Annotated in this window: 1 protein-coding gene and 1 pseudogene; both read right to left on the minus strand. The window is 62.7% G+C overall.

Annotated features, from left to right (window positions below; genetic code table 11):
- Positions 1 to 114 precede the first annotated feature (114 nt).
- On the minus strand, positions 115 to 750 hold the full coding sequence (locus B2994_RS02150) for an RpiB/LacA/LacB family sugar-phosphate isomerase (RefSeq protein WP_291526760.1): 636 nt from the start codon (positions 748 to 750) through the stop codon (positions 115 to 117).
- Positions 751 to 804: 54 nt separating this feature from the next.
- Positions 805 to 915: pseudogene (locus B2994_RS02155) on the minus strand (gluconate 5-dehydrogenase); the annotation flags it as partial.

The raw sequence follows: 915 nt of genomic DNA on the forward strand, positions 1-915 counted from the left end.
CGCATCGTCAACGACCTGTAATCCCCGGCAATCCACGCGCCCGCCAGCCTTCCGACAACGACGCCGGCCGACCGCATAAAACGGCCGGCCGGCGTTGGAAGCGTCAAGGAAGCATCAGATGAGGCTCAGGACGTAGTCCTTGATGTCGCCTTCCTCAGCATGGGCGGTGAACAGCTCCTTGAAGTGCTCGCCGGCAAAGGCTCCCCTGACCAGTTCGGGATCGAGGTCCTTGTAGATGTCGACCAGCGGGCGGTAGGCGGCGGCGCGGACGCCGTCGAGGATCTTCTTGTTGCGCTGCTCGGGGACGACGCGCTCCTTCGGGTAACCGGAGCCCGGCTCCTCAAGCCACATCTGCTCGAAGATGTACTTGAGGTTGAGCTCCTGGCCCCAGCCGTTCTTCAGCGCGAAGGGGATGGCCATCGCATTGCCGTCGTTGATCTGGGCGAAGGTGTAGGCGTCAAGCGCATCCTCCACATGCCCGCAGATCACGCCGGGGAACGAGTTGAGGGCCAGCATGGCGCCTTCGCCGGTGCCGCAGCCGGTCACCACGAAGTCGGCGGCCTTGGTGTTGAGCAGGGCCGCGGCGAGGATGCCGTTCTGCACGTAGGTCAGCGGGGCCGAGCCCTCGGCGGAGTACATGCCGTAGTTGTCGACCTCGAAGCCCTTGGGCTCGACGACCTTCTTCAGGGCGTCGAAGATCAGGTCGTTCTTCGAGTTCTGCGAGTTCTCATTGATCAAAGCGATACGCATCGTGTTTTGCTATTCCTTTCGTTGGGATCAGTGTCATCGGACGATCAGCGGGGATCATTGCGGCTGCTTGCCGATATAGGCGAGAATGCCGCCGTCGACATAGAGCACGAGGCCGTTGACGAAGTCGGAGGCATCGGAGGCGAGGAAGACGGCCGGGCCCTGCAG

This window comes from Bifidobacterium sp. UBA744, from assembly GCA_002298605.1.
Classification (GTDB): Bacteria; Actinomycetota; Actinomycetes; order Actinomycetales; family Bifidobacteriaceae; genus Bifidobacterium.

What these genes read in the sequence shown, in the direction of transcription:
- B2994_RS02150 (WP_291526760.1), bottom strand. Translation starts at nt 750, where the DNA reads ATGCGTATCGCTTTGATCAATGAGAACTCGCAGAACTCGAAGAACGAC.